General features: G+C 72.0%; 25 protein-coding genes and 1 pseudogene. 12 read left to right on the top strand and 14 right to left on the bottom strand.

Annotation, left to right across the window (positions count from 1 at the left end; translation table 11 throughout):
• The first annotated feature begins 21 nt into the window (after positions 1 to 21).
• Complete coding sequence (locus tag ACU436_RS05235; RefSeq protein ID WP_459022142.1) at positions 22 to 1,635, top strand: thiamine pyrophosphate-binding protein; 1,614 nt, start codon at positions 22 to 24, stop codon at positions 1,633 to 1,635.
• A 430-nt stretch (positions 1,636 to 2,065) separates the two neighbouring features.
• Here ACU436_RS05235 and ACU436_RS05230 read toward each other — a convergent pair.
• Positions 2,066 to 2,440: pseudogene (locus ACU436_RS05230) on the bottom strand (GntR family transcriptional regulator); the annotation flags it as partial.
• Between the two features lie 92 nt (positions 2,441 to 2,532).
• Between ACU436_RS05230 and ACU436_RS05225 the strand changes: the two are divergent.
• Positions 2,533 to 3,903: an LLM class flavin-dependent oxidoreductase gene (locus ACU436_RS05225; protein ID WP_459022141.1), complete on the top strand. Its 1,371-nt coding sequence runs from the start codon at positions 2,533 to 2,535 to the stop codon at positions 3,901 to 3,903.
• A 152-nt stretch (positions 3,904 to 4,055) separates the two neighbouring features.
• Positions 4,056 to 5,384 carry an MFS transporter gene (locus ACU436_RS05220; protein ID WP_459022139.1) on the top strand — a complete coding sequence of 443 codons (1,329 nt, stop codon included), beginning with the start codon at positions 4,056 to 4,058 and terminating at the stop codon, positions 5,382 to 5,384.
• Positions 5,385 to 5,857: 473 nt separating this feature from the next.
• Here the strand turns inward: ACU436_RS05220 and ACU436_RS05215 are convergent, their stop codons facing one another.
• Complete coding sequence (locus tag ACU436_RS05215) at positions 5,858 to 6,688, bottom strand: glycosyltransferase family 2 protein (protein WP_459022137.1); 831 nt, start codon at positions 6,686 to 6,688, stop codon at positions 5,858 to 5,860.
• Positions 6,689 to 6,840: 152 nt separating this feature from the next.
• Between ACU436_RS05215 and ACU436_RS05210 the strand changes: the two genes are divergently transcribed.
• From ACU436_RS05210 to ACU436_RS05195, 4 genes are all read left to right on the top strand, one after another.
• A complete protein-coding gene (locus ACU436_RS05210) occupies positions 6,841 to 7,914 on the top strand; it encodes a glycosyltransferase family 2 protein (protein WP_459022135.1) in 1,074 nt (357 codons plus the stop codon).
• On the top strand, positions 7,911 to 8,699 hold the full coding sequence (locus tag ACU436_RS05205; protein ID WP_459022133.1) for a polysaccharide deacetylase family protein: 789 nt from the start codon (positions 7,911 to 7,913) through the stop codon (positions 8,697 to 8,699). Before ACU436_RS05210 ends, ACU436_RS05205 begins: the two co-directional genes overlap by 4 nt.
• A 118-nt stretch (positions 8,700 to 8,817) precedes the next feature.
• The gene (locus tag ACU436_RS05200; protein ID WP_459022132.1) at positions 8,818 to 8,985 is read left to right on the top strand and encodes a hypothetical protein; all 168 of its coding nucleotides are present in this window, start codon (positions 8,818 to 8,820) and stop codon (positions 8,983 to 8,985) included.
• A gap of 126 nt (positions 8,986 to 9,111) precedes the next feature.
• The gene (locus ACU436_RS05195; protein WP_459022131.1) at positions 9,112 to 10,188 is read left to right on the top strand and encodes a glycosyltransferase family 2 protein; all 1,077 of its coding nucleotides are present in this window, start codon (positions 9,112 to 9,114) and stop codon (positions 10,186 to 10,188) included.
• Positions 10,189 to 10,199: 11 nt separating this feature from the next.
• On the opposite strand, the gene ACU436_RS05190 is transcribed toward ACU436_RS05195, so the two are convergent.
• Both ACU436_RS05190 and ACU436_RS05185 read right to left on the bottom strand, forming a co-directional pair.
• On the bottom strand, positions 10,200 to 11,360 hold the full coding sequence (locus ACU436_RS05190; protein ID WP_459022129.1) for an NAD-dependent epimerase/dehydratase family protein: 1,161 nt from the start codon (positions 11,358 to 11,360) through the stop codon (positions 10,200 to 10,202).
• A 175-nt stretch (positions 11,361 to 11,535) separates the two neighbouring features.
• The gene (locus ACU436_RS05185; protein ID WP_459022127.1) at positions 11,536 to 12,048 is read right to left on the bottom strand and encodes a nucleoside deaminase; all 513 of its coding nucleotides are present in this window, start codon (positions 12,046 to 12,048) and stop codon (positions 11,536 to 11,538) included.
• A 180-nt stretch (positions 12,049 to 12,228) separates the two neighbouring features.
• Between ACU436_RS05185 and ACU436_RS05180 the strand changes: the two genes are divergently transcribed.
• Complete coding sequence (locus tag ACU436_RS05180) at positions 12,229 to 13,695, top strand: aldehyde dehydrogenase family protein (RefSeq protein ID WP_459022125.1); 1,467 nt, start codon at positions 12,229 to 12,231, stop codon at positions 13,693 to 13,695.
• A 33-nt stretch (positions 13,696 to 13,728) separates the two neighbouring features.
• Here the strand turns inward: ACU436_RS05180 and ACU436_RS05175 are convergent, their stop codons facing one another.
• Genes ACU436_RS05175 through ACU436_RS05165 form a run of 3 tightly spaced genes read right to left on the bottom strand, consistent with a single transcriptional unit; the run spans position 13,729 to position 14,736 of the window.
• Positions 13,729 to 14,124 (bottom strand): hypothetical protein, encoded by a 396-nt coding sequence (locus ACU436_RS05175; protein WP_459022124.1) that lies wholly within the window; start codon positions 14,122 to 14,124, stop codon positions 13,729 to 13,731.
• A 40-nt stretch (positions 14,125 to 14,164) separates the two neighbouring features.
• The gene (locus tag ACU436_RS05170; protein ID WP_459022626.1) at positions 14,165 to 14,311 is read right to left on the bottom strand and encodes a cyanase; all 147 of its coding nucleotides are present in this window, start codon (positions 14,309 to 14,311) and stop codon (positions 14,165 to 14,167) included.
• 23 nt (positions 14,312 to 14,334) lie between these two features.
• Entirely contained in the window at positions 14,335 to 14,736 is a 402-nt protein-coding gene (locus tag ACU436_RS05165; RefSeq protein ID WP_459022624.1) for an NAD(P)-dependent oxidoreductase, read from the bottom strand.
• A gap of 234 nt (positions 14,737 to 14,970) precedes the next feature.
• Between ACU436_RS05165 and ACU436_RS05160 the strand changes: the two genes are divergently transcribed.
• Positions 14,971 to 16,461 (top strand): aldehyde dehydrogenase family protein, encoded by a 1,491-nt coding sequence (locus ACU436_RS05160; RefSeq protein ID WP_459022123.1) that lies wholly within the window; start codon positions 14,971 to 14,973, stop codon positions 16,459 to 16,461.
• Between the two features lie 6 nt (positions 16,462 to 16,467).
• Here the strand turns inward: ACU436_RS05160 and ACU436_RS05155 are convergent, their stop codons facing one another.
• Entirely contained in the window at positions 16,468 to 17,526 is a 1,059-nt protein-coding gene (locus ACU436_RS05155; RefSeq protein ID WP_459022121.1) for a MucR family transcriptional regulator, read from the bottom strand.
• A 73-nt stretch (positions 17,527 to 17,599) separates the two neighbouring features.
• On the opposite strand from ACU436_RS05155, the gene ACU436_RS05150 reads away from it, so the two are divergent.
• The gene (locus tag ACU436_RS05150) at positions 17,600 to 19,087 is read left to right on the top strand and encodes an aldehyde dehydrogenase (protein ID WP_459022120.1); all 1,488 of its coding nucleotides are present in this window, start codon (positions 17,600 to 17,602) and stop codon (positions 19,085 to 19,087) included.
• 22 nt (positions 19,088 to 19,109) lie between these two features.
• The gene (locus ACU436_RS05145; protein ID WP_459022118.1) at positions 19,110 to 19,451 is read left to right on the top strand and encodes a gamma-glutamylcyclotransferase family protein; all 342 of its coding nucleotides are present in this window, start codon (positions 19,110 to 19,112) and stop codon (positions 19,449 to 19,451) included.
• Here the strand turns inward: ACU436_RS05145 and ACU436_RS05140 are convergent.
• The 4 genes from ACU436_RS05140 to ACU436_RS05125 form a co-directional block, all read right to left on the bottom strand.
• Positions 19,433 to 19,957 (bottom strand): PadR family transcriptional regulator, encoded by a 525-nt coding sequence (locus tag ACU436_RS05140; protein ID WP_459022117.1) that lies wholly within the window; start codon positions 19,955 to 19,957, stop codon positions 19,433 to 19,435. The genes ACU436_RS05145 and ACU436_RS05140 overlap by 19 nt on opposite strands.
• Before the next feature lie 29 nt (positions 19,958 to 19,986).
• Complete coding sequence (locus tag ACU436_RS05135) at positions 19,987 to 20,832, bottom strand: amino acid kinase family protein (protein WP_459022115.1); 846 nt, start codon at positions 20,830 to 20,832, stop codon at positions 19,987 to 19,989.
• A gap of 9 nt (positions 20,833 to 20,841) precedes the next feature.
• Positions 20,842 to 21,651 carry an amino acid kinase family protein gene (locus tag ACU436_RS05130; protein ID WP_459022114.1) on the bottom strand — a complete coding sequence of 270 codons (810 nt, stop codon included), beginning with the start codon at positions 21,649 to 21,651 and terminating at the stop codon, positions 20,842 to 20,844.
• A gap of 73 nt (positions 21,652 to 21,724) precedes the next feature.
• A complete protein-coding gene (locus ACU436_RS05125) occupies positions 21,725 to 23,086 on the bottom strand; it encodes an aromatic ring-hydroxylating oxygenase subunit alpha (RefSeq protein WP_459022112.1) in 1,362 nt (453 codons plus the stop codon).
• Between the two features lie 108 nt (positions 23,087 to 23,194).
• On the opposite strand from ACU436_RS05125, the gene ACU436_RS05120 reads away from it, so the two are divergent.
• Positions 23,195 to 24,568 (top strand): GNAT family N-acetyltransferase, encoded by a 1,374-nt coding sequence (locus tag ACU436_RS05120; RefSeq protein ID WP_459022111.1) that lies wholly within the window; start codon positions 23,195 to 23,197, stop codon positions 24,566 to 24,568.
• Here ACU436_RS05120 and ACU436_RS05115 read toward each other — a convergent pair.
• Together ACU436_RS05115 and ACU436_RS05110 are read right to left on the bottom strand one after the other, a co-directional pair.
• Complete coding sequence (locus ACU436_RS05115) at positions 24,546 to 25,613, bottom strand: LacI family DNA-binding transcriptional regulator (protein ID WP_459022109.1); 1,068 nt, start codon at positions 25,611 to 25,613, stop codon at positions 24,546 to 24,548. The genes ACU436_RS05120 and ACU436_RS05115 overlap by 23 nt on opposite strands.
• 214 nt (positions 25,614 to 25,827) lie before the next feature.
• On the bottom strand, positions 25,828 to 26,772 hold the full coding sequence (locus ACU436_RS05110; protein ID WP_459022107.1) for an SDR family NAD(P)-dependent oxidoreductase: 945 nt from the start codon (positions 26,770 to 26,772) through the stop codon (positions 25,828 to 25,830).
• Positions 26,773 to 26,824 lie beyond the last annotated feature (52 nt).

The following is a 26,824-nucleotide window of genomic DNA, read 5'->3' as shown; positions in this document are numbered from 1 at the left end:
CGCGATCTAGCGTGCCTTGGCGTGAAGCTGTACGAGGCATTGGCGGAGGCCCTGTCCGAGCAGCCCGCGGCGCCGGTCTTCGGGCTGATGGGCGACGCGAACATGCTCTACATCACGGCGTTCCGGGACGGCGGCGGGCGCTTCGTCGCAGCCGCGCACGAGACGGGTGCGGTCGCGATGGCGGACGCGTGGTCGCGGGCCACCGGACGCGTCGGGCTGGCGACCGTCACCCACGGCCCGGGCGTCACGAACGCGCTCACCGGCCTGGTCGAGGCGTTGCGGAGCCGCAGCCACGTGCTGCTGCTCACCGGGGCCACTCCGGCGGAGCCGACGCACTTCCAGCGGCTCGACCTCGCCGCGGTGGCGGCGGCCGCGGGTGCCGGCTTCGAGCGCGTGTACCGACCGGAGTCCCTCCATCGGGACCTGAGCCGGGCGTTGCAGCGGATCGTCGCGGCGGACCGCCCGGTCCTGCTCGACGTGCCGCACGATTTCCTGCTCGCACCCGCCGCTCCGGACCCGGTGCGGTTGCGGGCACCGGCGCGGCGGGAGCGGTTCGCGGCCGGGGAGGCGCAGATCGACTCCGCACTGGGCCTGATCGCCTCGGCCGAGCGGCCGGTGATCCTGGCCGGACGGGGTGCGGTCCGGGCCGCCGCCGGGCGTTCGCTGACCGAGCTGGCCGAGCTCATCGGTGCCCCGCTCGCGACGTCGGTGCTGGCGAAGGACCTGTTCCTCGGGCATCCGGGCAACCTGGGCATCTGCGGGAACCTCGCGCACGGGCCGGCGTCGGCCGTGCTGGCCGAGGCCGACTGCGTCATCGCGTTCGGGGCGAGCCTGAACCTGCACACCACCCTGCGGGGTGAGATCACGGCCGGGAAGAAGATCGTCCAGATTGATCACGATCCGAGCCGGTTCGGCTGGTACGTGCCGCCCGACGAGGTCGTCGTGGGAGACGTCGACGACGTGGCGACGGACCTCGCCGCGCTGCTGCGCGAAGCCGGCCATCGGCCGAACCGCGGTTGGCTCGAACGGGCGCAGGGCCTGGTCGCCGGGTTCGACCCGCGCGCGGAGTTCCGGGACCGTTCCAACGGCGGGACGGTCGACATCCGCACCGCGGCGATCCGGCTCGACGAGGTCCTCCCGGTCCGTCGCAACCTCGTCACCGACATCGGGCGGTTCGTGAACGCCGCATGGCCGTACATCCACACCGCCGAGGCCTCCCGCTTCACGGCGATGGGCGGCTTCGGCGCGATCGGGCTGGGACTGGCCGGCTCGGTCGGGATGGCGGTGGCGCACCCGGACGTCCCGACGGTCTGCGCCATCGGCGACGGCGGTTTCATGATGAACCCGGCCGAGCTGGCCACCGCGGTCCGCGAGCGGCTCCCGCTCGTCGTGCTGGTGTTCGACGACGGCGCGTACGGCGCCGAGTACCGCAAGCTCGCGGGGCACGGGATCGATCCGAAGCACTCGTACATGTCCTGGCCGGACATCCGAGAGGTCGCCGAGGGCATGGGCGCCGATGCGATCTCGGTGACCAAGACCGCCGACATCGACGCCGCCGCGGGCCTTCTCGACGACCTCAGCCGTCCGCTGGTTCTCGACGTCCGGCTCGACCCGGCCGTCGAGATCGTGCACTGACCCACGTCAGATGAGTCAGCGCCAGCGCCACGGCCGACAGCGCGAGCAGGATCGCGGTCTCGATGAGCTGGAACGCCCAGTACCTGCTGTCCGGTTGGATGCGCACCTCGTAGCCGGTGACGCCGGCGTCGCGCAGGCACTCGCCGGCCGTCCGGCTCCCGTTGTCGCAGCCGGTGTAGGTGCGCGGGGCACCCTGCGCGTCGAGCCACCGGTGCCCGACCGCCCAGCCGGGGACGTCCCTGATGCCCACGTCGGGCCGGGAGAAGTCGACGGCCTGCCGCACGGTCTCCGCGGGCAGGTACTGCGGTCGCGCGAAGATCGCGAGCACGAACATGGCCGCGACGTAGCCGGCGACGGCGACCGGTGCGAGGTTGCCCCGCGCGACCAGCCCGGTGCCTGCGGCGAGCGTGAACGCCAGTATCGTCCCCCTCCGGAAGTGCGTGTCGCGGACGTCGGCGAACAGGGCGTCGACGTCCTCCCTGCCCAGCCCGGCCCGCGCGGCCCGTTCCACCCACTGCTCGAGCTCGACCCGCAGTCGCGCGTCGTCCTCGGACTCCGGCCGAGCCAGCGATCGCAGGACGAACGTGCCGAGCCCGGGCCGGGGCTCGACGAGGCCGGCTCGTTCGAGCTCGCGGTAGGCCTTGAGCACGGTGTTGACGTTGACCGCGGTCTGCGCGACCACCGCCTTCGCCGTCGGCAGGCGGTCCCCCGGCAGCAGCGCGCCGAGCCGCAGGGCCTGCTCGACCTGCCTGACGATCTGCAGGTACGTCGGCACACCGGCGTCGCGATCCGGAGGTCCGGACATTTCACCGGCCGTTCCCGCCATCTGGCCGCCGGGTTGTGGAGCCGGACCCCGGCCGACGACGATCGCTCCGTGATCTCGGCCAGGCCCACTCGATGAGTCGCATCCTGCTGAACGCCTTCGACATGGCCTGCGTCGGGCACCAGTCCGTCGGTCTGTGGCGCCACCCCGACGACCAGGGGCACCGCTACACCGACATCGACTACTGGACCGACCTCGCCCGGCTGCTCGAACGCGGCGGTTTCGACGCGCTCTTCCTCGCCGACGTCCTCGGTGTCTACGACGTGTACGGCGGCTCGCGGGACGTGGCGGTCCGCGAGGCGGTCCAGGTCCCGGTCAACGACCCGGTGCTGGCGGTCTCGGCGATGGCCGCGGTCACGGAGCGCCTCGGCTTCGGGGTCACGGTGTCGGTGGCCTACGAGCAGCCCTACGCGCTCGCCCGCCGGATGACGACCCTCGACCACCTGACGAAGGGGCGCGTCGCCTGGAACGTGGTGACGTCCTACCTGGACAGCGCCGCCCGCAACCTGGGCCGCGGCCAGCAGATCCCGCACGACGAGCGCTACGAGCTGGCCGAGGAGTACCTGGAGGTCTGCTACAAGCTCTGGGAGGGCAGCTGGGAACCGGGCGCCGTCGTCCGTGACGCCGAGCGCGGCGTGTTCGCCGACCCGGCCAAGGTGCACGACATCGCGCACAAGGGCCGCTACTTCGAGGTGCCGGGGCCGTTCCTGTGCGAGCCGTCACCGCAGCGCACCCCGGTGATCTTCCAGGCGGGCGCCTCGTCGCGGGGTAGCCGGTTCGCCGCCGCGCACGCGGAGGCGGTGTTCGTCAACGGTCCGACGCCCGCGGTCGTGCGGCGCTTCGTCGAGAGCATCCGCGAGCAGGCCGCCGCGGCGGGCCGGGACCCGCGGGCCATCAAGATCTTCGCGATGCTCACCGCGATCGCGGCCGAGACCGACGCGGCCGCGATCGCGAAGCGCGACTCCTACCTGGAGCACGCGAGCCACGAGGGTGCGCTCGCCCTGTTCGGGGGCTGGACCGGGGTCGACCTTGCCGACGCCGAGCCCGGGCAACGCCTGGAGTACGTCGAGACCGACGCGACCCGCACCGCGCTGGCCGCCTTCACGACGGCCGACCCCGACCGCGAGTGGACGGTCGCGGAGCTGGCCCGGTTCGTCGCGATCGGCGGGCGCGGGCCCGTCGTCGTGGGCTCGGGTGCGACCGTCGCCGACGAGCTCGAGCGCTGGGTGGACGAAGCGGGCGTCGACGGGTTCAACCTCGCCTACGCCGTCACGCCCGGCACGTTCGTCGACTTCGTCGAGCACGTGGTGCCGGAGCTGCGGCGCCGGGGCCGGGCACAGGACGGCTACGCCGCGGCGACACTGAGGGAGAACCTGGGCGCCGCGCCGGGACCGCACCTGGCGCCCGATCACCCCGGAGCGCGCTACCGGCGGGGTGCGCCGTGAGCGTGCGCGGCCTGAGCTTCTCCGGCGCGCGGCGGCGGCACATCGACCTGTGCCGCACCCACACCGCACTCTGTCGCTGAACCTTCCGTTCGCCCCAGTCCCGGTGCCCGGATGCACCGCGGAATCGATTGCATGAAACGGATGGGTCTGTCATGACCGCAGAAGCGGCACCGCTGCGCCCCGAGGGCCGGCGGGATGCGACGAGGGCGGTGGTCGCCGGCACGATCGGCACCGCGATCGAGTGGTACGACTTCTACATCTACGGCCTGGTGGCCGGGCTCGTCTTCAACAAGATCTTCTTTCCGGAGTTCGATCCGCTGGCGGGAACGTTGCTGGCCTTCTCGACGTTCTTCGTCGGGTTCCTGGCGCGCCCGTTGGGTGCCGTCATATTCGGGCACCTCGGAGACCGGATCGGGCGGAAGGCGACATTGGTCGCGACGCTCACCCTGATGGCGATCGGAACCGTTCTCGTCGGTGTCGTGCCCACCTACGAGACCGGCGGCATCTGGGGCGCGGTCATCCTGGTCGTCCTCCGGGTGATCCAGGGGATCGGCGTCGGCGGTGAATGGAGCGGCTCCGTCCTGCTGGCCACGGAGTGGACCTCGTTCCGCAATCGCCGGGGCTTCACCGGGAGCTGGGCGCAATGGGGATCGCCGGCCGGGTTGACCCTGGCCACCGCGACCCTGTCCCTGGTCAGCAGCCAGGGCGCGGACCAGCTCCTGGCCTGGGGATGGCGGGTTCCGTTCCTGGCGAGCATCGTGCTCTTCGGCGTGGGTCTGTGGATTCGCCTCGGAATCCTCGAGACGCCGTTCTTCGAGCGGATGGTGGCCGAAGAGAAGCGGTCGTCCCGGCCCGTTGTGGAGGCGATCCGCAACAACGGCCGCGAGATCGTGCTCACCTGCCTCGTCCGCATGGGGCAGCACGCGTCGTTCTACCTCTTCACGACGTTCGCACTGTCCTACGGCGTGGCGAGCCTCGGGTTGCCCCAGCAGTCGTTCCTCACCGTCATCCTGATCGCGGGAATCGTCTCGCTCTTCACGACGCCCCTGTTCGGTTGGCTCTCCGACGTCGTCGGCCGCCGGCGCATGTACCTCATCGGCGTGGTGACGATGCTCGTCTTCGCCGTCCCGTACTTCGCGGTACTGGAGTCCGGCAGCTTCGCGTGGATCGCCGTGTTCGTCGTCCTGTCCCTGGTGGTCCACGACATGCAGTACGGGCCGCAGGCCGCGCTCATCGCCGAGGCCTTCCCCGCACCGGTGCGCTACAGCGGTTCCGCGCTGGGCTACCAGCTGTCCTCGATCACCTCGGCCGGTCCGGCTCCGATCGTCGCCACGTTCCTCGCGGCCCGGTTCGGAAGCTCCCTCCCGGCGGGCTTCTACCTGGTCGCGCTCTGCCTGGTCGCCCTCGTCGCGACGCTGCTGCTGCGCCCACAGGGGCAGATGAGCGAGGAGTCGCCCGCGGCAGCCGCCAGCAGGGCGTAGCGATCGGCTAGACGGTTGATTCCCAGGTTCTCCGGGGTCGTAGGCGATCAAGGGGTGCTCGACGCAAGCGCCGGTGGCGCGGTTGTGCCGGTTCGCGGCCGCCGGGGCGTGGATATGCCGGGTGACTCGCGCCAGTACTCCGGCTGGGGTGGGCCCGCGGCGCCACCGGAGGCCGGTTTCGCTGGCATGATCGAGGCTTCGGCGCGAAAGCGGGCGAAATCGACACGCGAACGCGCCGAAACGCCGATCATGGGGAAATGGTCGCCGAATGATCTCTGGGAGCGACCATTCGCCCTTGACCGTCCCTGCCGGGCAGCCATTTGCCCTTGACCGCTGCGGCGGCCGGCCCGGCTCCGACCCCACCCCGGTGGGAGCGCCGCCGGGAGGCTCCGGGGAGGATCCCACGGTCTTGCGCGGTCATCCTCCTGTCCCTCACGCCACTCCCGGGGCCGGATCCAAGAGGGATAAACCGGCTAGTGGGCGAGCTGGGTCATCGCGTAGAGCGCGCGTCTGCGGGCTCGGCCGGCCGGCGCGTTGAGCCGCCCGATGGTGAGGTCGAGCTCGCGCACCTGGAAGTAGGGCGAGTCGCCGAGCTCCTCGATGAGTGCGCGCTGCTGTTCGTACAGGCGCTCGTCGCTGTGCGAGGTGATCGAGTTCCGGGCGATGCGGAAGGCGGCGAGTGTCTGGGGGAGCCCGAGGAAGTCGCCCACCTGCAGCAGCCGCAGCCACATGTCGAGGTCCATCACGTGGGACCGGTCGGCCCGCCAGCCGCCGACGGTGAAGAAGTCGGCGCGGCGGAAGAGCACGTTGTTGGCCTCGCCGATCGGGTTGGCGCCGTTGCGCACGACGCGGCGTGCCACCTCGACGCCGGTGTGGACGCCGATGAGGCCGCGCAGCCCGCGGCGGGGCGCGATCACGCGGCGGCGCTCGTCGATCATGTGGCGGCGCGAGGCGACGAGGGCGATGCCGGGGTCGGCGTCCAGCGGCGCGACCTGCAGCTCGACGCAGCGCGGGTGCAGCAGGTCGTCGGCGCAGACCACCTTCACGATCGGGCCGCGGGCGAGCTCGACGACGCGGTTCCAGTTCTCCCCCTGGGGCAGGGTGTCGAGGTTGCGCTCGATGCGGATGCGCGGGTCGTCGAACGAGGCGGCGATGTCGCCGCTCCGATCGGTGCTCGCGTTGTCGAGGATCACGAGCTCGAAGTCGCGGTAGGTCTGGTCGAGCACGCTACGGATGGTCTCGGCCAGGAACTGCTCGCCGTTGTAGACCGGAATGCACACGGACACGCTGGGATTCGGCAGCACGAGGCGGACGCTACCGCCCCGGTGATCGGCGATGGAGTCGGCCCGGATCGACACCGCATCCGGTAACCGCACGCGGTCGGATGTGCACGTCCTGTTAGTGCCGCAACGGAGCTCGTGACCGGTATGTAACGGTTGCGGCGGAACCCACGATCATGCCGACGTCAGCGGTGACCGGTCGATCGTGGTTGACGCTCCCGGGGGGGACGACGGAAATGATTGGCGATGCCACTTATCGAAGCTCGACGGGTAGCAGGTCTGCGGGAGAGGGAGCGCCGGCTCGGGGCCGGCTTCCGAGCGTGTCGGTGGTGATCTGCGCGTTCTCCGACGAACGGTGGGAGGACACGCTGGCGGCGGTCGCGTCGGCAAAGGCCCAGGAACCGGCCCCGCGCCAGGTGATACTGGTCGTCGACCACAATCCCGCATTGCAGGCGCGATTCGCCGCCACCCTCGACGTCACTGTTGTCGAGAACTCGGACGCCCGAGGCCTTTCCGGTGGGAAGAACACCGGGATCGCGCTCGCCGAAGGCGACGTCGTCGCTTTCCTGGACGACGACGCGGTCGCCGAGCCCGGATGGCTCGAAGCGCTCGCGCGTCGCTTCTCCGATCCCGACGTTCTCGGCGTGGGCGGCCTGACGCTCCCGGCGTGGGCAACCGGACGGCCGCGGTGGTGGCCGCCGGAGTTCGACTGGGTCATCGGCTGCACCCACGTCGGACGCAATCCCGGCATCGTCCGCAATCTGCATGGCGGCAATGCAGCCTTTCGGCGGGACCTGTTCGACGCCATCGGCGGGTTCCCGACCCACATCGGCCGGTCCTCGGCCGGCACCCGGCCGCTGGGTGGCGAGGAGACCGAGCTCTGCATCCGCGCGGGTCAGCGGTTCCCACGCGGGAAGTTCATCTTCACCCCGCAGGCGGTGATCCACCACCGCGTTCCGGCCACGCGCCAGCGGTTCGCCTACTACCGCACGCGCTGCTACGCCGAGGGACTGTCGAAGGCCCTCGTCACGGACAGCGTCGGCGTCGGAGACGGCCTCGCCGACGAGCGCGCCTACGCGACCCTCGCCCTGCGGCGTGGTGTCGCCAAGGGACTGGGCCAGAGCCTGGGCGGCGATGTCGGCGGGGTGCTGCGCGCCGGCGCCATCGTCGCCGGTTTCGCCTGGACGAGCGCGGGCTACGTCGTCGGACGGGCGCGCGGAGCCCGGACCCGCACGGGGGAGGTGCCGTGACGGATCGGGTGCCCATCCTCATGTACCACTCGGTCACCGACCACCCGCCGGCCGCGACCCGATCGCTCTCGGTGCGGCCGGCGGACCTCGAGTGGCAGCTGCGCCACCTGCGTGACAACGACTTCACCGGGCTCACGTTCACCGACCTGTGCGTGCGCACGCGGACCGGTGCGGCGCTGCCCGCGCGACCGGTCGTGCTGACCTTCGACGACGGCTACGCCGACACCCACGAGCAGGCGCTGCCGCTCCTGCGGGAGTACGGGTTCCCGGCGACGGTCTTCGTGACGACCGGGTGGCTGCAGGACGCCGGATCCTGGGCGGCGGGACATCCGCTCGACCGGACGATGGTCTGGAGCCAGGTGAAGGAGCTGCACGACTCGGGGATCGAGGTTGCCGCGCACAGCCACAGCCACGCCCAGCTCGACCAGCTCGAGGACCAGCCCTTGCACGACGAGCTGTCGCTGGGCAAGAAGCTCCTGGAGGAGCGGCTCGGCCGGGCCGTGCCCAGCATCGCCTACCCGTACGGCTACTGGAGCCGGCGCGTGTGCGACGCCGTGGAAGGAGCGGGCTACGACCAGGCCGCCGCGGTGGCCAACGCCGCGTCACGGCCGGGCCGCAACGTCTTCGCCATGCCACGGCTGACGGTGCGGCACTCGACCACGCCGAGCACCTTCGCCCGGATCGCCGCCTGCGAAGCCCTCCACCGGGTCTTCGCACTGGATCGGACGTTGACGAACGGATACTCGCTCGTGCGTCGGAGTCGCCGCGCACTTCGCAAAGCTTGATCTTGCGCCGCGCGATGCACAAGCGGGTGAATCGTTCGGTCGTCACCTCGAACCGGCCCTGGAGCGCGTGCTCCGTTGCTAAAGTTCCTCGCCTGCGGAACTGATGGCGGGAGGGTCGATGGATCCGACGTTCTGGGAAATCGTGATGGATCATTGGACGGTCACGATCTTCCTTCCGGCGGTTCTGCTGCTGATCGCCGCTCTTGCGATCATCACGCGGATGATGGATCTGGCGGACCAGCAGCGTCGGTCGGACGGCCGTGGCCGACCGCCGGGTCGCAGGTAGGTCGTCCGGTCCCGCCCCGGGCGTCGGCCGGTGCGCGGGGACGCCTATTTTGTCCCGGTGCGGGCGATTCCCAGGTGGCTCCTCCTCGCGGGGGTCGCGGCCTCCGCCTATCGCAGTCTCCGGTCCGTGCAACGCCTGCGCCGGGTCCTGGCGCTGAGCCCTCGCGGCCGGACCGGCGAGTCCGACGTACCGGTCGTCGCGGTCGTCCCGGCCCGGGATGAGGAAGCCGTTCTCGACGAGTGCGTACGAGGGCTGCGCAGCCAGGTCCACGCGGCGGGCGAGTTCGAGAACCTGCGGATCGTCGTCGTCGACGACGCGTCCGCCGACGCCACCGGCGAGATCGCGCGCCGCAATGCGGCCCGGGACCCGCGGGTCTCGGTGGTGCGCACGTGCGGGCCGCCTCGCGGGTGGAAGGGCAAGGTGCATGCGATGCATGCCGGGGTCGTGGCGGCGGGCGAGGTCCCCGCATCGGCCTGGTTGTTGTTCGTCGACGCGGACGTCGTGCTGGGCCCGCAGGCTCTCGACCGGCTGCTCGCAACGGCCCGCGGTGCGGGCGCCGACCTGGTGTCCAGTCCCGCCGGACCGCCGCCGAACCGCTCGCTGTCGTGGCCCGTGCTCATGCCGCCCGCCCTGCAGATGATCGGTGAGAACGCCGATCCGGACGGCCGCGGGCGCAAGGCCTTCGCGATCGGCCACTGCATCCTCGTCCGCCGCAGCACCTACGACGGCGTCGGCGGCTGGGCGGCGCTGCGGAACCTGCGCAACGAGGACATCGCACTCGCCACCGCGGTGCGCGACCAGGGCGGAACGACCCGGCTGGTCGACGGGCTCGACCACCTCACCACGAGCGGGATGGACCCGTTGGCCCAAGGCTGGATGTCGTTCCGCAAGAGCTTCGTGGCCGGGGCCCGCGGCTCCGTGCCGGTCCTGCTCGGTGGCGGGGTCGGCCAGATCCTCCTGTCGCTCGCGGCTCCGGCCGCCGTTCTCCTCGGCCGGCGGTACGTGCGGCTCGCCGGGGTCGGCGGCTGGGTCTCCCAAGCGGTCGCACACGCCTACGCCGCCCGGCTGGTGCGGGCCGGAACCTGGGCCACACCGCTCGCCCCGCTGACGAGCGCGCTGTTCGGCGGCGTGCTCCTCGACGGCGCGATCCGCGTCCTGCGCCGGACGTCGGGCTGGAAGGGCCGAGCAGACCGCTGGTCGTGATCACGTAGCCGCTACCGCAGCGGGTTGGCGGTGTTCCTCCAGCGGACGGTCGGGGCGAGCATGGCCCGGTCGACCCGGTCGCGGTGTCGTTCGACGACCGGGAACAACGAGGTGATCAGGGTGTCCGACAGCAGGTGGGGTCGGAGGCCGAGCGACTGCAGGCCGGTGAAGACCACGTTGTAGTGGTGCGAGTCCGCCTCGACGCGCGGGTTCTCCACGTTCTCCACCTGGGCGGCCCCGGGGAAGGCGGCCGCGACCGCCTTGGCCATCTCGTGCACCGACATCTGTTCCGTCAGCTGGTTGAACACCCGGAACTCGCCGGGCTCGGCCGGATGCGTGACGGCGAGCCGGATGCACTCCACGGTGTCGCGGATGTCGATGATCCCGCGCGTCTGTCCTCCGGAGCCGTAGACGGTGAGCGGCTCGCCCAGCACGGCCTGGATGACGAACCGGTTGAGGACCGTGCCGAAGACGCCGTCGTAGTCGAAGCGGGTGGCGAGCGCCGGATCGCGCTCCGTCAGCTCGGTCTGCTGGCCGTACACGACGCCCTGGTTGAGGTCGGTGGCGCGCAGCCCCCACACGCGGCAGGCGAACTCGATGTTGTGGCTGTCGTGCACCTTGCTCAGGTGGTAGAAGCTGCCCGGGCGCTTGGGGAACAGGACCCGGTCCGTGCGGCCCTTGTGCTCCACCTCCAGCCACCCCTCCTCGATGTCGAGGTTCGGGGTGCCGTACTCGCCCATCGTGCCCAGCTTGACCAGGTGGATGGCCGGGTCGACCTCGGCGATCGCGTAGAGCACGTTGAGCGTGCCCACGACGTTGTTGTGCTGCGTGTGCACCGCGTGCTCGCGGTCGATCATCGAGTACGGCGCGGAGCGCTGCTCGGCGAAGTGGACGATCGCGTCGGGCCGGAAGGTGCGGGTGACCTCGGTGACGAAGTCCCCGTCGCAGAGATCGCCGACGAACGTCTCGATCCGCTTCCCGGTCAGCGTGCGCCACACCTGCGTGCGGACGTCGAGCGGCTCGATCGGCACGAGGCTGCGAACGCCGAGCTCCTCGTCGTAGCGGCGTCGGAGGAAGTTGTCGACGACGGCGACGTCGTCGCCTGCCTCGGACAGATGCAGCGCCGTCGGCCACCCCAGGTAACCGTCCCCACCGAGAATCAGAACCCGCACGTCACGTCTCGCTTCCCGTCGCTGGCCAGGCGCCGTACGTCGTGCCCGTCACGAACGGCCCCGGCCGGCGCCGTGCTGGGACGTTCGAATGATCCATCCCCTTTCTACGGCATGCCCGGATTGACGGTCTCGTCCTGGTCGTCGTGGCGCTCGGGTGCGAGGGCTGTCAGATCCGTCAGATCGACTCGTCGACGCCGTGCAGGCGGGCGTGCAGGGCGCGGATCTCCGCGAGGAGGAGGGGATCGGGGCCGGAGACCGGGACACCTGGTGCGACGGCGCGGATCGGGAGCGGGGCGACCGGCCCGGGCTGGAGGCCCCAGGCGCGGCGCCACGCCGTCAGCTGCTCGGAGCCGGCGGCGTAGACGATGCGGCCCAGGCCGACCCAGGCGTGCGCCGCGCTGCACATCGGGCAGTGCTCACCCGAGGTGTACACGATGCAGCCGCCCCGCTCCCCGGGAGCGACGTTGGCGGCCGCCCACCGGGCGATCTCGAACTCCGGGTGCCGGGTGGCGTCGCCGTCCTTGACGCGGTTGCGGTCCTCGAAGAGGACCGTGCCCCGGGCGTCGACGAGAACGGAACCGAACGGCTCGTCCCCTTCGCTCAACGCCTCGGCTGCGAGCGCGACGCAGCGGCGGAGGTGCAGCCGGTCCTGGGCGGAAACGGGGTCGGCGGTGCTCGGTTCGTCCACCCCGTCACCTTGGCACCCGGTCGTTCGGTGTGGCTGCTCGAGCGGTCGGGCCCGATGCCTTTCGCGACGTGGAAGGGCTCGGGACGCCGAGGGGATCGGGGCGTGAGGGTGGGAGTGGTCTCGGGAGCGGTCTCCACGTGGCCGGGCCCTGCACGGGTTCACCTGCGTCGAGGAGGACGGATGACGGTCCGAGAAGCGGATCAGACCACTGCCACCCGCCTGTACGTCGACGGGGCGGGGGTGGCCGGCGAGGCGGGCGTGCTCGGTGTCGCCGACCCCGCCCGCGGGGGAGCGCAGGTCGGCACCGCCGCGGCGGCGTCGCGCGCGCAGGCCGTCGGCGCTGTGGCGGCGGCGAAGCGCGCCTTTCCCGCGTGGTCCGCCCTCGGCGCGCGGGAGCGGGCCGCCCGGATCGACGCGGCCGTGGCGGCGATCGCCCCGTTCGCCGACGAGCACGCGGAGATCCTCGCCCGGGAGACGGGCAAGGTGCTGGGCGAGGCGCACGGCGACGTGTTCGTCTTCTCCCACCGCTGCGGCCTTGCGACGGTGCTGGCCGACCGGGTCGACGACGAGGTGGTCCTGCCCGGGCCGCCCACCGAGACCGTGGTCCGCCACGTACCCCTCGGCGTCGTGACGATCATCGTCCCGTTCAACTGGCCGCTCGCGATCCTCGGTGCCTCGTTGCCGTACGCGCTGGTCGCCGGCAACACCGTCGTCGTCAAGCCGCCACCGACCGCGCCGCTGGCGACCACCCGGCTCGTGCAGCGGATGGCCGAGCAGCTGCCGCCGGGCGTGGTCAACGTCGTGACGGGCGCGGACGCCGAGATCGGCGAGGCCCTCGTGGCCGATGCCGACGTCGCCAAGGTCTGCTTCACGGGCAGCTCCCGCGGCGGGAAGACGATCATGGAGATGGCGTCGCGGACCCTGACCAGGGTGGCGCTCGAGCTGGGCGGCAACGACCCGGCGCTGATCCTGGCCGATGCGGTGCTGGACGGCGAGGCCCTGGACGCGCTGTTCCACGGGATCTTCGACACCACCGGCCAGATCTGCATGGCCGCGAAGCGGGTCTACGTGCACCGCTCGCGCTACCAGGAGGTGGTGGACGGGCTCGCCGCCCGGTTGGAGGGCATCGTCCTGGGTGACGGTCTCGCGGCAGGCACCACGATGGGCCCGCTGCACGCGGCGTCGCAGAAGGCGTTCGTCGAGGAGATCGTGGCGGAGGCCCGCGCCGCCGGAGCGCAGGTGCGGGAGTTCGGGAAGCCGCCGGCCGACCCCGCGCTCGCCGGTGGCAACTTCGTGCGCCCGTCCCTGGTGCTCGATCCCGACCCGGCCCTGCGCGTGGTGACCGAGGAACAGTTCGGGCCGACGATCCCGATCATCCCGTTCGACGACGAGGACGCGGCCGTCGCCGCGGCCAACGACACCTGGGCCGGGCTCTGCGCGTCGGTGTGGACCGCGGACCGGGCGAAGGCGGCGGAGATCGGGCTTCGCCTGCACGCGGGCTACGTGTTCGTCAACTGCCACAGTGCCGCGGTGCTCGACCAGCGCGCCCCGTTCGGCGGGGTGAAGAGCTCCGGCATGGGTCGCGAGATGGGCGTCGAGGGCCTCCGCGAGTTCATGGACACGCACAGCACCGCGCTGCCCGGCTGATCACGGCACCGCCCCGGACGGCGGGCGTGGGGTTCATGGGCTCGTCGGCAGGGTCACCTCGATGCAGTCCGACGCGCAGGCGGAGTTCCCGGCGGAGCTCTCGGCGCCGGCCTCCCGGGCGCGACGGTGCAGGACCGCCCGGGTCGGCAGCACCACGACGGTGTCCGCTTCGATCCGCCCGGTACCGTCGACGATCAGTGTGTGGTCGTCTTCCCGAACCGGCGGCCACACCAGGGTGAGCGACGGCTCGACGAGCAGGTTCGCGCGCGATGCCGAACCGACCTCCGCGAGCACGATCGCCCCGTCCGACAGCGTCGGACCGACGGCCACGACGTGCCCACGGACACCTCCGCCCACCGTCACCAGGTATGCGGACCGGTACCGGGCGAGGACGTCCGCCAGGTCGGGCAGTTCGACTTCGATGCTCATCCGTCGAGGATCTCCGATGTGGTGCGAGGCGGGACACCGGTTACCAGGTGCGGTAGGGGAGGAACTTCCCGTCGAGCGTGATCCCGACGCGGTGGCCCTTCGGGTCGGGGACGCGTTCGACGGAGAGTTCGAAGTCGATGGCGCTGACGATCCCGTCGCCGAACTCCTCGCGCACCAGTTCGTGGATGGTGCCGCCGGCCGGAGGGTGCCTCAGCCGCTCGTGCTGTACGAGTGTGCGCCCGCGCCGGCGAGCTTGCCGCCGTCGACGATCAGGTACTCGTCGCGGATCGGCGTGCCGGCGAAGTACGACTCCAGGATCTCCCGGGTCCCGGCCGCGTACCGGGCCTGAGCCGACAGCGACGAGCCGGAGATGTGCGTCGTCATCCCGTGGTGGGGCATGGTGCGCCACGGGTGGTCGGCCGGCGCGGGCTGCGGGTACCAGACATCACCGCCGTAGCCGGCGAGTTGACCGCTCTGCAGGGCCCGCGCGATCGCGTCCCGGTCGACGATGAGCGCGCGTGCGGTGTTGACGATGTATGCGCCGCGCTTCATGGTCGCCAGCAGTTGCTCGTCGAACAGGTTGCGCGTCTCCGGGTGCAGCGGCGCGTTGATCGTGACGATCGACTGGCGACAGTTTCGCCTTGATCACCGAAGGCCCGCGCCGTGAGCGGCTGAAGGGCCGGCCCCCGGCGGACACTGTCCGATCGGTCAGTGGGACCGCCGTCAGATCCGAGGTTGCGGGCCTAAACGGGTAGAACATCCGCGTCTGCGGTGATTTGATGGCCTTGTGAACCGCGTGTGCGTTGCGACACAGCGCTCCGTCCGGTCCGACCGAGGAGGTCGAGGATGACTCTGGCGTTCGATGCACCCCGCATCCAGGAGGTCGTGGGGTCCCTGAGCCGCAAGATGCTGATCAACGGGGAATGGGTGGATGCGGCGTCGGGGCAGACGTTCGACAGCATCAACCCGGCCACGGAGGAGGTGCTCGCCTCGGTGGCGCGGGGCGGTGCGGAGGACGCCGACCGGGCGGTCCGGGCCGCGCGCGCGGCGTTCGAGGACGGTGCGCCGTGGCGGTCGATGCCGCACGGGCAGCGGGGCCGGGTCCTGCACAAGCTGGGCGACCTGATCCTCGACCACCTCGAGGAGTTCGCGCTGCTGGAGTCGCTGGACAACGGCAAGCCGTACTCGGTGGCGAAGGCGGCCGACGTCCCGCTCACCGCGGACATGTTCCACTACATGTCGGGCTGGACCACCAAGATCGAGGGCAGCACGCTGCCGATCTCGGCGTGGAGCCCGGATGCCTATCTCGGGTTCACCCTGCGGGAGCCGGTCGGGGTGGCCGCGCAGATCATCCCGTGGAACTTCCCGCTGTTGATGGCCGCGTGGAAGGTCGCGCCCGCGCTGGCGGCTGGCTGCACGGTGGTGCTCAAGCCCGCCGAGCAGACCCCGCTGTCGGCGTTGCTGCTGGGCGAGCTGGCCATGCGGGCCGGGCTGCCGCCGGGCGTGTTCAACATCGTCACCGGGTACGGCGACGCCGGCGCGGCGCTCGCGGCGCACCCGGACGTGGACAAGGTCGCGTTCACCGGTTCCACCGAGGTCGGCAGGGAGATCGTGCACGCGGCGGCCGGGAACCTGAAGAAGGTCACCCTGGAGCTGGGTGGCAAGTCGCCGAACGTCGTCTACGCCGACGCGGACATCGACAAGGCGGTCGCCGGTTCGGCGCACGCCATCTTCTTCAACCAGGGCGAGTGTTGCGTCGCAGGCTCGCGGCTCTACGTCGAGGAGTCGGTGTACGACCAGGTCGTCGAGGGCGTCGCCGAGCAGGCCCGCAACATCAAGGTCGGCAACGGCCTCGACGAGTCGACCAACATGGGCCCGCTGGTCTCGGCCGAGCAGTTCGACCGGGTCACCGGCTACATCAGCTCGGGCCGCGACGACGGCGCGAACATCATCGGTGGTGACCGGGTGGGGGACCGGGGCTACTTCGTGGCGCCGACGATCCTCACCGGCACCCGTGAGGAGATGAAGGCGGTGCAGGAGGAGATCTTCGGCCCCGTGGTGGCCGCGGCCCCGTTCAACGCCGACCGCGACATCCTCCCGACGGCGAACAACACCAACTACGGGCTCGGCGCGGGCGTGTTCACCCGCGACATCGGCAAGGCCTACCGCACCGCGAAGCGGCTGCGCGCCGGCACGGTCTGGGTGAACACCTGGAACGTCTTCGACGCCACGCTGCCGTTCGGCGGCTACAAGGAGTCCGGTTGGGGCCGCGAGATGGGGCAGGCCGTGTTCAACAACTACATGGAGACCAAGACGGTCATCACCGACCTGAGCTGACCGGCCTCACCGGCCGGCGCGCCGTCGTATCCACGTGGCCGGTTGGCCGGACTCCGCGGCGATCGCCCGCCAGCTGAGTCCGGCCGCGCGCCGGTCGGCGAGGTAGCCGTCGAGGTCGGGGAAGCCGAACCGGGCGGCGATCGCGGCCTCGCGTGCGCCCAGTCGCGCGCGGGAGGTCGCGTGCGGGGTGAGCGCGATGCCGTGCCGGCGCAGCGCGCTGCGGACCGCGCCGCTCGTGACACCCACCTCGCGCGCGATCGCGGCTGCCGTGCGCCGGCGGACCAGGTGCCGGTCGGACAGGTACGAGGACACATCCGTGAACCCGAACCGGGCGACGACCTCCAGCCACCGCGCGTCCTCCGGCGTCGTGAGCCGGGTGGCGGCGACCGCAGCGGTGGCCGGGTCGACGGTGCGCAGGTGGCGGCAGAGCCAGTCCTTGTGCAGGCCGGCCTCGCGGCTGATCGCGGCGAGGCTGGCGCCACGCGCGATCCGGTCGCGGACCAGCGTGCCGATGTCGGGGAAGCCGAGCGCTCGGGCGGCGGCCTCGGCGGTGCGCCGCAGCCGGGCGTCGGCGTGCCGCCGGGCCCCCTGGGCTCGCGCCTGGGGTGGGATCGCGGCCAGGGTGGCCAGCGTCTTGCGCCGTCTCTGCTCGGGCTGGCGACGGCCACGAGCGGCGCGGCTCGCGGCCCGGGTGAGCTCGCCGCTGACGGCCCAGCGCCGCCCCACCGCGCATCCGGCCTGCACGGCCGGATCCCGGCGGCGCCGCCGGATGAACGCCTCCGCCCGCCGGCGGCGCGTGGCGGCGCCTTCAAGCGACTGTGCGCGCTCCAGCCCGAACGCGGCGCGGTAGCGGCCTTGGTCCCAGCCGTGCTGGCGGAGGTGGGCGAGTACGGACCGGTACCAGAACCCGCAGAGGTGGCAGAGCACGTGGTCACCATCGACGACCACGGCGCCGACCGGCGCGTAGTGCGCCGTACCGTCGCGCAGCCTGCCGACCACGGGCCGAAGTCGGCGGGCGCGTTCCGCCGGCGGTGTCCCGAGCGCGATCTTCTGTGCGCTGCTCACTGGCGACCCTCCAGCAACTAGTTACACTGAGACTACTGACTGATCGGTTGCCGCGGAAGGCGAGGAGCTGGACATGAGCCTGACCAACGAGACGCGGGCCCCGCTGAGCGCCCCGGACCGCTTCTACATCGGCGGTGAGTGGGTCGCTCCGTCGACGGACTCGGTCATCGAGGTCGTCGAGCCCGCAACCGAGGAGCTGTTCTTCCGGGTGGCCGAGGCACAGGCTCCGGACATCGACCGGGCGGTGACCGCGGCGCGCACGGCGTTCGACTCCGGGCCGTGGCCGATGCTCACCCACGCCGAGCGGGCGCGGTACCTGCGGGCGATCGCGGCCGGCCTGCGGGAGCGCGCCGGCGACGCCAGCCAGATCTGGCCCCGCGAGTCCGGCGTGCTGTTCCCGGTGGCCCAGGCCGGGATGTCGCGGATCCCGAACATCTACGAGTTCTACGCCGGGCTCGCCGACGACTACCCGTTCGAGGAGCGGGCCGAGCCGACGGGTGGCGGCGCCTTCGGCCTGATCGTGCGGGAACCGGTGGGCACGGTGGCGGCGATCATCCCGTGGAACGCGCCGATGTCGCTGATCGCCTACAAGGTTGCACCGGCGCTGCTGGCCGGGTGCACCGTCGTGCTCAAGGCGTCCCCGGAGGCGCCCGGTGCGGCGTACCTCGTGGCCGAGGTCGCCGCCGCGGTCGGCCTGCCACCGGGTGTGCTGAACGTCCTGACCGCCGATCGCGAGGTCTCCGAACTGCTGGTGCGCGACCCGCGCATCGACAAGGTCGCGTTCACCGGGTCCACCGCGGCCGGCCGGAAGATCGCCACGATCTGCGGCGACCGGATCGCCCGCTACACGCTGGAGCTGGGCGGCAAGTCCGCAGCGGTGATCCTCGACGACATGGACATCGGGCAGGCCGCGAGCACGCTGTCGCAGGCCGAGTGCTTCCTGTCCGGGCAGGTGTGCTCGTCGTTGACCCGGATCGTGGTGTCCCGGTCGCGCCACGACGAGCTCGTCGAGGCTCTGGCGTCCACGTTCTCCCAGGTCCGCGTGGGTGATCCGTTCGGCGACGGGGTGCAGATGGGACCGCTGGCGATGCGCCGCCAGCGCGACCGGGTGGAGGGCTACATCGCCAAGGGGGTCGAGGAGGGCGCCACCCTCGCCACCGGTGGCGGCCGGCCCAAGGACCTCGATCGCGGCTGGTTCGTCGAACCCACCGTGTTCGGCAACGTCAGCAACTCCTCCACGATCGCCCGCGAGGAGATCTTCGGTCCGGTGCTCTCGGTCATCCCGGCCGCGGACGAGGCGCAGGCCGTGGAGATCGCCAACGACACCGTCTACGGGCTGAACGCCTCGGTGTTCACAGGCGACGTCGACCGGGCCCGCCAGGTCGCGCGTAGGCTGCGCTCGGGCACCGTCGGGCACAACGCCATGCGGACCGACTTCGGGGTCGCCTTCGGCGGGTTCAAGCAGTCCGGGATCGGGCGCGAGGGTGGCCGGGAGGGCCTGCTGCCCTACCTGGAGACCAAGACCGTGATCCTCAACGAGGTCCCCGACGGGTACCGCTGATCGCGGAGGGGGCGATCCGGACGTGCAGGACGACATCCTGTTCTCCTACGGCACGCTGCGGCAGCCGGAGGTGCAGGAGGTGGTGTTCGGCCGGATCCTCGACGGGTGGGACGACACGATCTCGGGCTACTCCGCCGAGGTGCTCGTGATCACGGATCCGGTCGTGATCGCCACCAGCGGTAGTGATCGTCATCCGGTGCTCCGGCCGGCCGCGGAGCTGTCCGCGGCCGTGCCGGGCACCGCCTTCCGGGTGAGCGCGGCGGACATCGATGCGGCCGACCGGTACGAGGTCGACGACTACGTCCGCATCCGGGTTCCGCTCGCCTCGGGGGCCGAGGCGTGGGTCTACGTCTTCGACGAGTAGCGGGGCTCGAGGCCCTCGACGAACTCGAGGGCGGCACGGGTGGTGGAACGCCGCCAGTCGAGCATGATCGTGTCGAAGCCGGCCGCCGGCGCGACCTCCGCATCGAGCCCGGCCGCGATGGCGGTGAGGGTTTCGTGCTGCCGGGCGAGCAGCGGGGCGGGGTCGTCCTTTCGGCGTTGGAGGAGGGCGAGCTTGAGCAGGAACTGCGACCGCATCTCCCGGACGTGCCGTACCGGTGCGGACAGCCATTCCGCCGCCCGGGCCCGCCCTGCCGGGGTGGCGGCGTAGACGGTGCGCTGCGGGCCGGCCTCCGACTCGATCGCCTCGGGCCGGATCAGGCCTGCCTCGTGCAGCCGGTTCAGCGCGCGGTAGACGACCGGGCGGGGGAGCTGCCAGATCCTGCCCAGCTCGGCGTCGTCGGCGGTCAGCGCCGCGATGGCGAACCCGTGCGCCGGGCGCTCGTCGAGCACCGCCAGCACGACCCACTCGGCCAGCCCGAGATGCATCCGCCCAGCCTAGACACGGGGACCCGCGGCTAGGCGTCCCCTCGGCCGGAGGTGATGACGGTGCCGACGTGGTCCCCGGCCAGCGCCTTCGTCAGGGCGCCCGGTGCCAGGCCGTTGACGACCTGGATCTGGGTGACGTGCCGGGCGTTGGCCATCATCTGCAGTACGAGCCGGTCGATCGGGAGCCCGGGCAGGTCCAGGTCGAGGAGCTCGCGGGCGCCGATCTGCGGGACGAACGCGTCGCGGTCCCCCGGGGTGCCGCGGTAGACGCCGTCGACGTCCTTGACGTAGATCGTGCGGGCCGCGCCGTAGGCGTCGGAGAGCAGGAACGCGCCCACGTCGGAGCGGTGTGGGGGGATCTTCCCGACCGCGGGCGGGAACTCGTGCACCCCGTAGGGCGGGTAGCCGTTGGCGACCACGGCGCGGCTGGCCGCCAGGTGTGTCGCCAGCTGGTGGGCCACCGTGCCGTGGGGCAGGTAGGACACGCCGTCCGCGGCGAGGAGCGCGGCGAGCAGGTGCGCGTTCTGCTCGGCCTCGGTGGCGGCGAGCCCGCCGAGGGCGCCGGTGGGGAGCCCGAGGTCCAGGCCCACGCCGATCACGTGCCGGGCGCGGATCCCGGCGCCGGTGAGGATCAGCATCCGGTGTTCGGGGAGCGCGCCGCGCAGCTCGTCGACGAGCGGCAGGACCGCGTCGCGGCCCCGATCCATGATCGAACGCCCGCCGATGGCGACGACGTTCAGCCAGGGCAGCAGCCGGACCACCGACCGTTCGGCGGGCCTGGTCAGCTCGCGGTCGAGGAGGGTCTGGCGCATGAGCAGCGACGGCACGTCCTTGGAGGCCGTCTCACCGGGTGACGCTGCGGCGGGTTCGGTCATGTTCGCTCCTCAGGCAGCCGTGATGATCGTGCCGACGTGCTCGCCGTCCGCGGCCCGCCGGATCAGCTCCGGGCGCAGGCCGTTGACCACCTGGATCTCCCGGACGTGGCGCGCGGAGCGCATGAGCTCGAGTACGGGGCGTTCGATGATGACGTCGGGCAGGTCGAGCTCGACCAGCTCGTCCACGGTGATGCGCGGGATGAAGGTCGCATCCGGGTCGGTCTTGGGGTTGGCGGTGTAGAGGCCGTCCTCGTCCTTCACGAAGATCATGCGGCGGCAGCCGTAGGTCTCCGCGACGAGGTAGCAGCCCGCGTCGGTGCGGTAGGGCGGGATGACACCGGATTCGGGGAGGCGCTGCCACAGGTCGTAGGGCGGCATGCCGGGGAAGATCGCGGCGCCGGTCTCGGCGAGGTGCAGGGCGATCACCCCGAACGCGGACGGCCCGACGACCGGGACGCCGTGGCGCGCCATCAGGTAGCCGAGCATCTCCGCGTTCTGACCGGCTACCGCCGCACCGACGGAGCTCAGGACGCCGGCCGGCATGCCGAGCTCGGCGGCCAGCGAGTAGACGTGCCGCGCCCGGGTGCCGCCGCCGGTGCCGATCAGCAGCCGGTGGGCGGCCTTGAGCTCGACCAGCGCGTCGACCACCGGGAACACCGCGGACCGGCCCCGGTCCATCAGGCTCTGGCCGCCGATCTTGAGGACGGTCACATCGGGCAGCACCGGGGTGTCCGGTGCGCGGTCGGTGGCCGCCAACAGCTCCGGGTCGTCGAACTGGCGTTCCATCAACAGCGCCGCCGCCGAGAGCGCATCCGTCACGTGGTCCTCCTGATGCCGGTCGGGCGCGGGTCGGCAGCGACCCTAACCCCGGTTCCGGCCCGCTCACGGGATATCACCCTGGAGGTCTACCCGACGACCCGCGCGCTCCCGCCGGGTCCGGGAACATGCGGGTCATCGGGTCCTCGTCGCCCCCGGGCACCCGGTCGATGCCGACCATCCTGTCGATGACCATGTTCTGGAAGCGGTGCAGCGGCTCCTCGAACCGGAAGCACATCCGTCCTCCGCGGTAGGCGGGGTTCTCGATGCCTTCCTGGACCCGCTCCACGATCTCCAGGTCCTGCCGGTTGACCAGGTCCCAGAAGGCCTCCAGCTGGTCGAGGCCGCCCTCGGCGGCGGGGTCGTCGAGGGCCTCGGGATGGGTCAGCAGCACGGCGGACTCCACCGTGCGGTTCGGGCCGACGGGCCGGTTGAGCAGCACGAAGGCGTGGTTGGGCAGCACGACCAGCGCGGTGCTGGGGAACAGCCAGACGAACCGGCCGCTGTCGGCGTCCCGCTCCCCGAGCGAGCTCAGCGGGGCCAGGCCGTCCCAGCCGCCCGCCTGGGTGTTGCGCGACACCGGGGTCGTGCACATCCCGGTGTACATGCCGGGCCCCTGCCAGCGGTAGTGGTCGGAGAACCGGGAGACCTGGTTGAGCTCACGATGGACCCAGGGCAGGTGGTAGTACTCCATGAAGTTCTCGCCGACGAGCTTGTAGTTCGCGGCGACGTCGTAGCTGCGGCGACGCCGCGGGGTCCACGTCTCGAGCCGGTGGCCGGCGAAGCGCGCCGGCAGGTCGCCGAGATGGCTCTCGAGCGGTGCCGGGTCGGTGGCCAGGTTGACGAACAGGAAGAAGCCCCAGCTGTCGACGGCGACCTCGAGCAGGCCGTAGTCGGCCCGGTCGAAGCCCTTGGCCACCGAGGTGTCGAAGATGGCCTCCTGCCCGGCGGGGACGTCGGAGCCCTCGAACAGCGGTGTCCCCAGGCACGTGCCGTCCGTGTCGTAGGTCCAGCTGTGGTACGGGCAGCGGATGCGGCCGCGGTGGCCGACCTCGCGGGCGTCCGGGTCGAGCAGCTTCGTGGCGCGGTGCCGGCAGACGTTGTGGAAGCCCCGCAGCCGCCCGTACCGGTTGCGGGTGATGATGATCGACCGGCCGGCGACGTCGGCGACGATGCAGGCGCCGGGACGGTCCACGTCGCTCACGAACCCGACCGCCACCCAGCCGGTCGTGAACACCTTCTCCCGTTCGAGGGCGAAGAACTCGGGGGAGCTGTAGGCATCGGGGATCAGGGTCGACGCCAGCTCCACCGGCAGCCGGGTGTGGCGGTAGGTGGCTTCCTCGGTGAACCGCGCCGGGTCGACGGGGCGGGCCGGGAGCGCCGCACGGGGGTCGGCGGGTGCGCCCACCGTGGTCCCGGCAGCCGTGTCGGCAGTCATCTCGGGTGCTCTCCCTTCGAGACGGGGCGCGTGCTGCCGGAAGTGTCGGCGCGACCCACCGTTCGCGTCCATCGAAGAATCGAACCGGCAACCTTGTACCGTTCGTACATGATTGATCGGCGGCTGAAGGTGCTCCGGGCGATCGAGCGCCACGGCACGGTGACCGCCGCCGCGGAGGTGTGCCGGCTGACCCCGTCCGCCGCCTCGCACCAGATCCAGGCGCTTGCCCGCGAGCTGGACGTCGCCCTGCTCGAACCGGTCGGGCGCGGGGTGCGCCTCACCGCGGCCGCACGCACGCTGCTCGCCCACGGACGGACCCTCGCCGGCCAGTGGGAGCGGGCCCAGGCCGATCTCGCCGCCCACCGCGCCGGTGACGTGGGTGGGTGGCTGCGCTTCTGCGCGTTCTCCACCGCGGCCGCGGCCATCGTGCCCCCGGCCCTCGACCGCCTACGCCGCGACCACCCCGCGCTGCGCCTGCGGCTGCGCGAGACCGAACCGGCTCGCGCGTTCGACCTGCTCGCCGCCGACGACGCGGACATCGCCGTGGTCGTCGCGACGCCGGACATCCCGCCGGTGACCGACACGGCGTTCCACCAGCGCGTCCTCTACGACGAGCCGCTCGACGTCCTCGTCGGGCCCGAGCACCCGCTCGTCGGTCGCGACGACGTCGCCCTCAGCGACCTGGCCGCCGATCCCTGGATCTGCGCCAACCCCGGACGCGCCTACCACCAGCTCGTCACGCTCGCCTGCGTCGGTGCCGGGTTCGCGCCCGAGATCGCCCACCACGCCGACGAGTGGGACACCGGTGCGGCCCTCGTCGCCCGGGGCTTCGGCGTCGCACTGGTGCCGCGCCTGGCCGAGCTCCCCACGCGGCACGACATCCGGCGCATCGTCGTCGGGACCCCGCCCGTGCCGATCCGGCGCGTGGTCGTCGCCGTCCGCGCGGGCTCGCAGGACAAACCCGCCGTCGCCGCCGGCCTCGAAGCTCTGCGACACGTCTGCGCGTCGTTGTCCACGACCACGATCCGACCCGCGAGCGGGGAGGACCTCGACGACCTGCAGGCGCTCGCGCGGCGCACGATCGACACGTGCTACCGCGCCTTCCTCGGGGACGACGGGGTGGACGGGTTCATCGGCGGCGGTGCCTCGGATGCCCACGTGGCGAACCACCTGGAGCAGGGCGGAGTGCACTGCCTCGTCGACGGGGGAGGCCGGATCATCGGCTTCTCCATCGTCGACGGCCCCACGATCGACCTGATGATGATCGACCCGGATCACCACCGTCGAGGGCTGGGCCGCCTGCTGCTGCAGCACGCGGAAGCGGCACTCCTCGCCCACCACGTGACCATCCGACTCGAGAGCTTCGCGGACAACGGCGCGGCCAACTCGTTCTACGAGGCGTGCGGTTGGCGGCCCGGGCACCGGCTGGTGGGCGAGCGGCCCGCCAAGATCGAGTATGTCAAGAACGGCCCGGGCGGCTGAGGGGTCCTGGTGGCGGGCCGGTGGAGGCGCGCACGACGAGCTCCGGCGGGGGAGTGGCGACGGTCTCGTGCCGGGCGGGCTCGCCGCGCAGCTGCGCCAGCAGGGCCGCCACCGAGCGCCTGCCCAGCTCGTGCAGCGGCAGGCGGACCACCGTCAGGGGCGGCACGAGGTGCTCGGCGAAGAACACGTCGTGCACGGCGACGATCGACAGGTCCTCGGGGACGCGCAGGCCGAGCTCGCGGGCCGCGCTCACCGCGCCGACGGCCGCGAGCACGTTGCTCACGACCACGGCCGTCGACGCGCCGCGGGCCAGCCGGAGGAGTGCCCGATGCCCCTCGGTCGTCGTGTGCCCGCCCTTGCGCTGCTCGCCCCGGGGCAGCCCGGCTTCCCGCAGGGCCCGCGACCAGCCCCTCGTGCGCGCCCCGGACCGCTCACGGGGCACGCCGAGGTGCAGGTGTGCGACGGCCGTGTGCCCGAGCTCGACGAGGTGGCGCGTCGCCAGGTACGTCGCCGCCTCGTCGTCGAGGGCCACGCTGCCGGTGGAGCCCGATGCGCGGTCGTTGATCAGCACGAGCGGCAGCTCGGTGGAGGTGATCCGGGCGAGCACCGCGTCGGCCGGCCCCTCGCCCCGCTGGAGCAGCAGCCCGTCGATGCGGTTGCCGTGCACCAGCTGCTCGAACGTGCGGTCGTTGCGGGCCAGCTCGTCGGCGTCGGCGAGCAGCAACGCGAAGCCGGAGGCGCTGGCCTCGGCCTGGGCACCGGCCAGGATCTCGCTGTACACGGGGTTGCTGGTGTCGTGCACCGCCATCCCGATGATCCCGACCTCGGAGCGGCGCAGGGCGCGGGCAACCTCGTTGGGCGTGTAGTGCATCTCGGCGGCCACGGCGAGCACGCGCTCGCGCGTCTCCGTACGCACCCGGAGCGTCTCGTCCCCGCGCAGGAGGCGGGAGACGATCGCGGGGCTCACGCCGGCTGCGCGGGCGACATCGCTGATCTTCGCCCGGCGGGCGCGGGCGTTGCCTGCGGGTTGACAGCTCTCGGGCACGCTGCAACGCTACCGGTCGTTAAATCGAATTACCAACCGCCTCCTGGCGATCACCACGCCCGCACACCCGAGACTCCGAGGTCGCCGGCTCCGGGGCCTCGGCCCGGCCTCCACGCGCTCGACGTAGACCTGAGCGGGCTCTCGGCAAGATCAAAAACCGCTGGTGTCTACGTCGTCCGTGTGGACGCTTCAGGGTTACGCCCCACGTCGAGCGTCACCGCGCGAAAGGATCCACGCCGGTGAGATCGACGCTCGCCGTCCACAGGCGAGCGGCGAGCGCGGTGTCGGCCAGCACCCCCCGCACCGGCTCCTGCCGGGGTGCACCACGAAGTCCGAGGACCCTGGGCCCCCACAGCTGCCCGCCCTGCACCGCGGGGTCGAGGACCGCGCGGACCGCGGGCCACGCGGCGGCGTGCTTGCCCTGGAGGAGGACGCCTGCGGGCAGGCCGCGCAGGCGTTGGCCCGTGGTCCGGCGGTGGACCGGTGGGCGGGACGGGGTCAGTGGATCCAGCGCGCCGCCGGGGTGGTTCACCACGCTGAGCGTCGTGCTCCCCGCAGCGCGCAGGCGGCGGTCGAGTTCGAAGCCGAACAGCATCTGTGCCAGCTTGGACCGGGCGTAGGCGTCCTTCGGCCGGTATCCCCGGGTGACCTGGAGGTCATCGAGGTCCAGCCGTGCGGATTTCGCCACGAAGCTGCCGGTGGTGACGACCCGGCCGGCCGGCGCCGCCGACAGCAGGGGCGCCAGCCGGCCGGCCAACGCGAAGTGCCCCAGGTGGTTGGTGGCGAACGTCCACTCGTGGCCGTCCCGGGTTTCGCGCCGTCGCGGGTGGTCGAACAACACGCCGGCGTTGCACACGATCGCGTCGAGGCGATCCAGCTCCAGCGAGTCCACCGAGAGCCGGAGCGCGGCCGGGTCGGACAGGTCCAGCGGAAGGTGACGCACCCGGGCGTCGGGGACACGGGACCGGATCGCGGTCATGGCGGCGGTGGCCTTGGCGGTGTGCCGGCTGCCCAGGACGACGGTGGCCCCGGTGCCGGCGAGCTGTTCGGCGACGAAGTACCCGATGCCCGCGTTCCCGCCGGTCACCAGGAAGGTCTTGCCCTCGGCCGGGGGGACCCGGTGGACGTCCCAGTGCTGCCCGGTGGCGAGGAACGGCATGTCGGCTCCCGTGCGTCGAGGATCGAACTGGATCCGATTATGCACGCGCTAA

The sequence above is a fragment of the Pseudonocardia wallangbongensis genome (genome assembly GCF_054486945.1).
The sequence above is the reverse complement of the archived record's forward strand: the minus strand, read 5'-3'. Positions and strand labels throughout refer to the sequence as shown.

Coding starts and splice junctions, on each gene's coding strand:
- ACU436_RS05135 (WP_459022115.1), bottom strand. CDS start 20,832: ATGACCGAACCCGCCGCAGCGTCACCCGGTGAGACGGCCTCCAAGGAC.
- ACU436_RS05210 (WP_459022135.1), top strand. CDS start 6,841: ATGCCGACGTCAGCGGTGACCGGTCGATCGTGGTTGACGCTCCCGGGG.
- ACU436_RS05120 (WP_459022111.1), top strand. CDS start 23,195: ATGATTGATCGGCGGCTGAAGGTGCTCCGGGCGATCGAGCGCCACGGC.
- ACU436_RS05110 (WP_459022107.1), bottom strand. CDS start 26,772: ATGCCGTTCCTCGCCACCGGGCAGCACTGGGACGTCCACCGGGTCCCC.
- ACU436_RS05160 (WP_459022123.1), top strand. CDS start 14,971: ATGACTCTGGCGTTCGATGCACCCCGCATCCAGGAGGTCGTGGGGTCC.
- ACU436_RS05220 (WP_459022139.1), top strand. CDS start 4,056: ATGACCGCAGAAGCGGCACCGCTGCGCCCCGAGGGCCGGCGGGATGCG.
- ACU436_RS05200 (WP_459022132.1), top strand. CDS start 8,818: ATGGATCCGACGTTCTGGGAAATCGTGATGGATCATTGGACGGTCACG.
- ACU436_RS05175 (WP_459022124.1), bottom strand. CDS start 14,124: ATGAGCATCGAAGTCGAACTGCCCGACCTGGCGGACGTCCTCGCCCGG.
- ACU436_RS05225 (WP_459022141.1), top strand. CDS start 2,533: ATGAGTCGCATCCTGCTGAACGCCTTCGACATGGCCTGCGTCGGGCAC.
- ACU436_RS05125 (WP_459022112.1), bottom strand. CDS start 23,086: ATGACTGCCGACACGGCTGCCGGGACCACGGTGGGCGCACCCGCCGAC.
- ACU436_RS05150 (WP_459022120.1), top strand. CDS start 17,600: ATGAGCCTGACCAACGAGACGCGGGCCCCGCTGAGCGCCCCGGACCGC.
- ACU436_RS05140 (WP_459022117.1), bottom strand. CDS start 19,957: ATGCATCTCGGGCTGGCCGAGTGGGTCGTGCTGGCGGTGCTCGACGAG.
- ACU436_RS05180 (WP_459022125.1), top strand. CDS start 12,229: ATGACGGTCCGAGAAGCGGATCAGACCACTGCCACCCGCCTGTACGTC.